Source organism: Candidatus Andeanibacterium sp., assembly GCF_057143545.1.
Genome location: NZ_DBNHSF010000126.1, coordinates 1 through 6,871 on the forward strand (window position 1 = coordinate 1; position 6,871 = coordinate 6,871).

Sequence of the window (6,871 nt, forward strand, 5' to 3'; positions counted from 1 at the left end):
GGCGCCGGCCCGATCATTATCGGCCAGGCCTGCGAGTTCGACTATTCGGGCACCCAGGCGATCAAGGCGCTCAAGGAAGACGGCTATCGCGTCGTGCTGGTGAACAGCAATCCGGCGACGATCATGACCGATCCGGAAATGGCCGATGCCACCTATGTCGAGCCGATCACGCCCGAAATCGTCGCCAAGATCATCGAGAAGGAACGGCCCGACGCGCTGTTGCCGACCATGGGCGGGCAGACCGCGCTCAATTGCGCGCTCAAGCTCGACGAGATGGGCGTGCTCGAAAAATTCGGGGTGGAGATGATCGGCGCCAAGGCCGATGCGATCGACAAGGCGGAAGACCGGATGCGGTTCCGCCAGGCGATGGACCGGATCGGGCTCGAAAGCGCGCGCAGCGGCGAAGCACACACGGTCGAGGAAGCGCTCAAAGTGCTCGAACATACCGGCCTTCCCGCGATCATCCGCCCGAGCTTCACCCTGGGCGGAACCGGCGGAGGGATCGCCTATAACCGCGCCGAGTTCGAGCAGATCGTCCGCCAGGGCCTCGAGGCCTCGCCCACCACCGAAGTGCTGATCGAGGAAAGCCTGCTCGGCTGGAAGGAATTCGAGATGGAGGTTGTGCGCGACAAGCACGACAATGCCATCATCATCTGTTCGATCGAGAATGTCGATCCGATGGGCGTCCATACCGGCGATTCCATCACCGTCGCCCCGGCGTTGACCCTGACCGACAAGGAATACCAGATCATGCGCACCGCCAGCATCGCGGTGCTGCGCGAAATCGGGGTCGAAACCGGCGGGTCGAACGTCCAGTTCGCGGTCAATCCCGAAGACGGCCGGCTGATCGTGATCGAGATGAACCCTCGGGTCTCGCGCAGTTCGGCGCTGGCCTCAAAGGCAACCGGCTTTCCGATCGCGCGCGTCGCGGCCAAGCTCGCGGTCGGCTACACGCTCGACGAGATCATGAACGAGATCACCGGCGCGACCCCGGCGAGCTTCGAACCGACGATCGATTATGTCGTAACCAAGATCCCGCGTTTCGCGTTCGAAAAGTTCAAGGGCGCCAAGGCCGAACTTTCGACCTCGATGAAATCGGTCGGCGAGGTGATGGCGATCGGCCGCAATTTCAAGGAATCGCTGCAGAAGGCTCTGCGCGGGCTCGAAACCGGGCTCGACGGGTTCAACCGCGTGTTCGAACTCGAAGGGGTGAGCCGCGACGAGCTCACCGCCGCGCTGTCCCAGCGCACGCCCGACCGCATTCTCAAGATCGGGCAGGCCTTCCGCGAGGGCTTCTCGATCGAGGAAGTCCATGCGATCACGCAATATGACCCGTGGTTCCTGCGGCACATCTTCGAAATCATCGAGGAAGAGCGCAAACTGACCAAGGACGGCTTGCCGAACGACGCGGCGGGCCTGCGCCGGCTCAAGGCGATGGGCTTTTCCGACAAGCGGCTCGCCACGCTGGCGGTGCGTTCGGTCCATGTCGCGGGCGGGCTGGGCGAAACCCAGGCCAAGCGCTCCGGCCTGCTCCACGACACGTTGAAGGCCATGGCCGGGGCGACCAGCGAAGAGGAAGTCCGCCAGCTGCGCTACAAGCTGGGAGTCTTGCCGGTCTACAAGCGGATCGACAGCTGCGCCGCCGAATTCGAGGCGATCACGCCCTATATGTATTCGACCTACGAGGCGCCGCTGTTGGGCGCGCCCGAGGACGAAGCGATGCCGAGCGAGCGCAGGAAGGTCGTGATCCTCGGCGGCGGGCCGAACCGGATCGGGCAGGGCATCGAGTTCGACTATTGCTGCTGCCACGCCTGTTTCGCGCTCGCCGAAGACGATTACGAAACGATCATGATCAACTGCAATCCCGAGACCGTCTCGACCGATTACGACACGTCGGACCGGCTCTATTTCGAGCCGCTGACCGCCGAAGACGTGCTCGAGATCATGCGGGTCGAGATGTCGCGAGGGACCCTTGCCGGGGTGATCGTGCAGTTCGGCGGGCAGACCCCGCTCAAGCTGGCCCAGGCGCTGGAAGATGCCGGAGTCCCGATCCTCGGCACTTCGCCCGATGCGATCGACCTGGCCGAAGATCGCGAGCGCTTCGCCAAGCTGGTGACGCAGCTTGGGCTCAGGCAGCCCAAGAACGGCATTGCCCGCAGCCGCGACGAGGCCGCGGCGGTCGCCCGTCGGATCGGCTACCCGGTGCTGTTGCGGCCCAGCTATGTGCTCGGCGGGCGGGCGATGGAGATCGTCGACAGCGAAGCGCAGCTCGACGACTATATCAATACCGCGGTCAATGTGTCGGGCGACAGCCCGGTGCTGATCGACCAGTATCTGCGCGATGCGATCGAATGCGATGTCGATGCGCTGTGCGACGGCGAGCAGGTCGTGGTTGCCGGGGTCATGCAGCATATCGAGGAAGCGGGCGTCCATTCGGGCGACAGCGGTTGCACGCTCCCGCCCTACAACCTACCCGACGCCATCGTCGCCGAGATGGAACGCCAGACCGAGGCGCTGGCGATGGCGCTGGGGGTGCGCGGGCTGATGAATGTCCAGTTCGCGGTGAAGGAGGGCCCGGATGGTCAGCAGGTCTACCTGATCGAGGTCAATCCGCGAGCCAGCCGGACCGTGCCGTTCGTCGCCAAGGCGATCGGCCAGCCGGTTGCCAAGATCGCGGCGCGGGTGATGGCAGGCCAGAAACTGGCGAACTTCCCGCCCTTCAAGCGCAAGTTCGACTATATCGCGGTCAAGGAAGCGGTATTTCCCTTCGCCCGCTTCCCGGGTTCCGATCCGGTCCTCTCGCCGGAAATGAAGTCGACCGGCGAAGTGATGGGGATCGACCGCACCTTCGCGCCCGCCTGGTACAAGTCGCAGCTCGGCGCGGGAATGCGCCAGCCGACCGAAGGCGTGCTGTTCGTCTCGGTCAAGAATTCGGACAAGCCGAATATCCTGCCGGCGGTGAAGCTCCTGATCGAACAGGGCTTTTCGGTCATCGCGACCGGCGGGACGCAGTCCTATCTCGAGGAGCATGGCCTGCCGGTCGAGCGGGTCAACAAGGTCGCCGAAGGCCGGCCGCATATTGTCGACAAGATCATCGATGGCGAGATCGCGCTGATCTTCAACACCACCGAGGGCTGGCAGAGCCTCAAGGACAGCCAGTCGATCCGCGCTTCGGCCGTCGAGCGGAAAGTGGCGATCTACACCACGGCCACGGCCGCGCTCGCCACCGCACAGGCGATTGCCTCGGTCAAGGCGAGCGATCTTGAAGTCAGGTCGCTTCAGGACTATTATAGCGGTTGAACGAGCGTCTCTCCCACATTCGAACGCCGTAATGGGTCGTTTTCGTGAGCCATCACGTGAACGCAAGGAGAGGTTTTCTCGAGCAATGACGGGACGTTGAAGAAAACGGGGTATTTGAATGGAAAAGGTGCCCATGCTGGCGGAAGGCTACGAGATGCTGACCGCCGAACTGAACTTGCTGCGGCAGGAGCGGCCGAAGATCGTGGATGCGATCGAGGAAGCGCGCGCCCATGGTGACCTTTCGGAAAACGCCGAATACCACGCCGCCAAGGAACGCCAGGGCCAGGTCGAGGCGCAAATCGGCGATCTCGAGGACAAGGTCAGCCGGGCCCAGATCATCGACCCGAAATCGCTTTCGGGGGACCGGATCGTGTTCGGCGCGACCGTTACCTTGCTCGATGAAGACGAGAAGCCGTGCAAATACCAGATCGTCGGCCAGGCCGAGGCCGATGCCAGGCGCGGGCGGATTTCCTACAATTCGCCGCTTGGCAAGGCGCTGATCGGCAAGTCGGTCGGCGACGAGGTCGAGGTCACCGTGCCGTCGGGCGACCGGTTCTACCTGGTCAACAAGGTCGAGTTTGTCTGAGATCCAATAGCCCTCTCCCCTTCAGGGGAGAGGGTTGGGAGAGGGGATTGGAAATTCGCGCTTCCCCTCTCAACTCCGGTTAGGTCGCTTCGCTCCCAAACCTGCGTATCTCTACCCTGAAGGGGAGAGAGAAGTTACGTGTCAGGCAGTTCCGGCTCCAGCAGCCGGTGCAGGTGGACGATGACATATTTCATTTCGGCATCGTCGACCGTGCGTTGGGCCCAGCCGCGCCACGCCTCTTCGGCTTCGGCATAGTTGGGATAGAAGCCCACCACGTGAAGATCCTTGAGATCCTTGAATTCGCAGGTCTGGGGATCGGTAACCCGTCCGCCCATGACAAGGTGGAGAAGCTGTTTCGACATCGCGGTGCCCTTGATCGCCTTGTTGCGGTGCAATATGTCCGCAAACGGACATAGGGCTTTGCACGGTTCTGGCAAGCCCTCCGCTCGGGCGCTCCATGACCTTGTCCAGCCCCCGCGATTTCCAGGCTGCCAGATGCTTCCATCCGGCTCGAAGTCGCTCTAGCCGGCCTTTTCCAGCACCCGGTCCTTCAGCCTGCTCGCGCTGTCGATGAGCGAATTGCCCAGCTCGGCAAGTTTTTCCTTGCCCGCACGGCGGGCTTCGTCCGCGTCTTCCAGCGCCTCGCGGCTGTAGGTGACGCCAAGCTCGGTCAGCATGGCGAGGAACCCGATGGCATTCCTGGTCAGCCGCCTGGTGGGCGACCTGGGGACCAGGGCGCTGATCGCCACGCCGATCGCCAGCCCGCCCGCGATCAGCAGGAATGGATGTTCGCGTGCGGCCCTGGTGAGCCGGTCGCGCGCTTCGGCGGCCCGGTCGGCAAGCGCCAGTTCGCGCGCTTCCTGCCGCGCTTCGCCGGCGGCGATCCGCTGCTTCAGGTTCTCGCGGTCTTGTTCACTCATTGTCCGAATCCTGTTCCGGTATTTCCTCAGTCCGCTCCATATCACCGCTTGCAGCTTCACCCTTGCTGAACAGGGCGGAAAACTGTGCAAGAATGGGCCTGCGGGCCAGCCATACCCCGAACCCGGCGGCGATTGCCCCGATGAGCGCGGCAGCCTTGCCGCCATGCCTTTCCGCCAGCTCGATCGCGCTGTCGCTTGCCCGGTCGACCTGTTCGCCGATCCGCACTCCGGCCCGTTCGCCGAGCGCCTTGGGCGTCACTTCCCGCCTGACGAACTCCAGTTCCTTGCGAAACAGCGTCCTCGCGGAATTCCGCAGGGCGCGATCTTCCGCGAGGCGCTCTTCAAGCTTGCCCATCGTCGCTCTCGAACGCGCTCACGGCCTTGGCGATCTTGCCCCTGGCGGCGATCCCGAACAGCAATGCGCCGAGAACCAGCGCGACGAACACCACCGCGGTAGCGCCGAACGCGCCGATCACGGGGGTCAGGGCCAGGATCGCGCCGATCGACAGGGTAACGACCGCCATCACCACCAGCGCCGCCGCGATCAACGTATAGAGCGCGGCCGATTTGGCCTGCCGGGAGACGTAGGTCAGCCGCGTCTTCTGGTAGGCGAGTTCGGCCTCGGCATAGGTCTTGCCGTCTTCGACCAATGCCTCGACATCGGCGAGGAGCGACGGCGAGGGCTCGCCGGACGCACGCTGTGCGACCGGTTCCAGCTCGCTGTCCTGCTCCTTCGGCTCGTCAAGCATCGCTGGCTGTCAACGACCGGGCGGGTTCGAAGTCAATGGCGGTCAGCGCGGAGTCCCCTATTTCCTTGGCCCTACTTCTTCGAACCGGTGAACAGGCGGGCCAGCATGAAGCCGGCAATGGCCGCCAGTCCTACCGCCAGGCCGGGGCTTTTGCGCACGAATTCGCGGGCATCGTCGCCCAGCTCCTCGAAGTCCTTGGATTCGATCGCGGCGGCGGTTTCCTGCATCTTGCGCGAGGCGGTGCGGGCATAATCGCCGTAACGCGGGCCGACCTTCTCGTCGATCGTCTCGGCATTGTCGGCCACCAGCTTGCCGAGGCCCGAAAGGGCGTCGCTGGCGCGGGTCTTGCCCTGCGCGGCGAGTTCCCCGGCCTTGGTCTTGGCTTCGTTGCCGTAACGCTTGGCGTCTTCGACCCAGTCACCGGATTTCGCGACGGCCTTGTCCTTGTAGACTCCGGCGCGTTCCTTCGCTTCCGCGCCGAGTTCGGCGGCGCCGGCTTTCGCCTCTTCGAGGGCCTTGGAGAATTTGGCCTTGGCTTCGGTCTTGTGGTCCACTTGAGTTTCCTTCCTTGGCTTGGCTTTCCTGGGAGACGCGGGCTTCTTCGCGTTCGTTTGGGCCATGATGACAATATTCCTTTCCCCTTTAAGGTGTTGCGGGGCTGATTTCCGACGACGGGGCGATCCCGCCTGTACCCTAGATAGGAAACGCGGCTTGCTTGCCAATGTTCCACTGACTAGGAGGCCGATATTTCCTTTATTGCACTGCATCATAGCAGCAGGAGCGCCAAATCGCCATGACCGCAATTATCGACATCCATGGAAGGGAAATTCTCGACAGCCGCGGCAACCCGACGGTCGAAGTCGACGTCCTGCTGGACGATGGCAGTTTCGGCCGGGCGGCCGTGCCGTCGGGCGCCTCGACCGGCGCGCATGAGGCGGTCGAGCTGCGCGATGGCGACAAGGGGCGCTATCTCGGCAAGGGCGTCTCCAAGGCGGTCGCTGCCGTGAATGGCGAAATTCGCGACCTCCTGGTCGATGTGTTCGATGCCGAAGACCAGCGCGATATCGACCTGGCGCTGATCGCGCTCGACGGAACCGGGAACAAGGGCCGCCTGGGCGCAAATGCGATCCTCGGCGCCAGTCTCGCCGTGGCGAAGGCGGCGGCCAATGCCCGCGGACTGCCGCTCTATGCCTATATCGGCGGCGTTTCCGCGCATGTCCTGCCGGTGCCGATGATGAACATCATCAATGGCGGCGAACATGCCGATAACCCGATCGACATCCAGGAATTCATGATCATGCCGGTCGGCGCGCCGA

8 protein-coding genes are annotated in these 6,871 nt (G+C 63.6%); 3 read left to right on the forward strand and 5 right to left on the reverse strand.

The annotated features are described in order from the left end of the window. A partial coding sequence (gene carB / locus AC16XC_RS07695; protein WP_484034063.1) for a carbamoyl-phosphate synthase large subunit occupies positions 1–3,300 on the forward strand: 3,300 nt, incomplete at its 5' end. Between the two features lie 118 nt (positions 3,301–3,418). Further along, positions 3,419–3,886 carry a transcription elongation factor GreA gene (gene greA, locus AC16XC_RS07700; protein ID WP_484034064.1) on the forward strand — a complete coding sequence of 156 codons (468 nt, stop codon included), beginning with the start codon at positions 3,419–3,421 and terminating at the stop codon, positions 3,884–3,886. Positions 3,887–4,020: 134 nt separating this feature from the next. Here the strand turns inward: greA and AC16XC_RS07705 are convergent, their stop codons facing one another. The 5 genes from AC16XC_RS07705 to AC16XC_RS07725 form a co-directional block, all read right to left on the reverse strand. Beyond that, positions 4,021–4,248 carry a DUF4170 domain-containing protein gene (locus AC16XC_RS07705; RefSeq protein WP_484034070.1) on the reverse strand — a complete coding sequence of 76 codons (228 nt, stop codon included), beginning with the start codon at positions 4,246–4,248 and terminating at the stop codon, positions 4,021–4,023. A gap of 159 nt (positions 4,249–4,407) precedes the next feature. Further along, positions 4,408–4,806, reverse strand: a complete 399-nt coding sequence (locus AC16XC_RS07710; protein WP_484034065.1) for a hypothetical protein — start codon at positions 4,804–4,806, stop codon at positions 4,408–4,410. Beyond that, a complete protein-coding gene (locus AC16XC_RS07715) occupies positions 4,799–5,161 on the reverse strand; it encodes a hypothetical protein (protein ID WP_484034066.1) in 363 nt (120 codons plus the stop codon). Before AC16XC_RS07715 ends, AC16XC_RS07710 begins: the two co-directional genes overlap by 8 nt. Next, a complete protein-coding gene (locus AC16XC_RS07720; RefSeq protein WP_484034067.1) occupies positions 5,148–5,555 on the reverse strand; it encodes a phage holin family protein in 408 nt (135 codons plus the stop codon). The genes AC16XC_RS07715 and AC16XC_RS07720 overlap by 14 nt, the downstream gene beginning before the upstream one ends. A 71-nt stretch (positions 5,556–5,626) precedes the next feature. Next, the gene (locus AC16XC_RS07725) at positions 5,627–6,109 is read right to left on the reverse strand and encodes a hypothetical protein (RefSeq protein WP_484034068.1); all 483 of its coding nucleotides are present in this window, start codon (positions 6,107–6,109) and stop codon (positions 5,627–5,629) included. Between the two features lie 239 nt (positions 6,110–6,348). Here AC16XC_RS07725 and AC16XC_RS07730 point away from each other — a divergent pair. Beyond that, the coding region (locus AC16XC_RS07730) for a phosphopyruvate hydratase family protein (protein ID WP_484034069.1) at positions 6,349–6,871 on the forward strand (523 nt) is incomplete at its 3' end.

Excerpts from the sequence above, each read along its gene's own strand:
- greA (WP_484034064.1), top strand. The coding sequence starts at position 3,419 with ATGGAAAAGGTGCCCATGCTGGCGGAAGGCTACGAGATGCTGACCGCC.
- AC16XC_RS07705 (WP_484034070.1), bottom strand. The coding sequence starts at position 4,248 with ATGTCGAAACAGCTTCTCCACCTTGTCATGGGCGGACGGGTTACCGAT.
- AC16XC_RS07710 (WP_484034065.1), bottom strand. The coding sequence starts at position 4,806 with ATGAGTGAACAAGACCGCGAGAACCTGAAGCAGCGGATCGCCGCCGGC.
- AC16XC_RS07715 (WP_484034066.1), bottom strand. The coding sequence starts at position 5,161 with ATGGGCAAGCTTGAAGAGCGCCTCGCGGAAGATCGCGCCCTGCGGAAT.
- AC16XC_RS07720 (WP_484034067.1), bottom strand. The coding sequence starts at position 5,555 with ATGCTTGACGAGCCGAAGGAGCAGGACAGCGAGCTGGAACCGGTCGCA.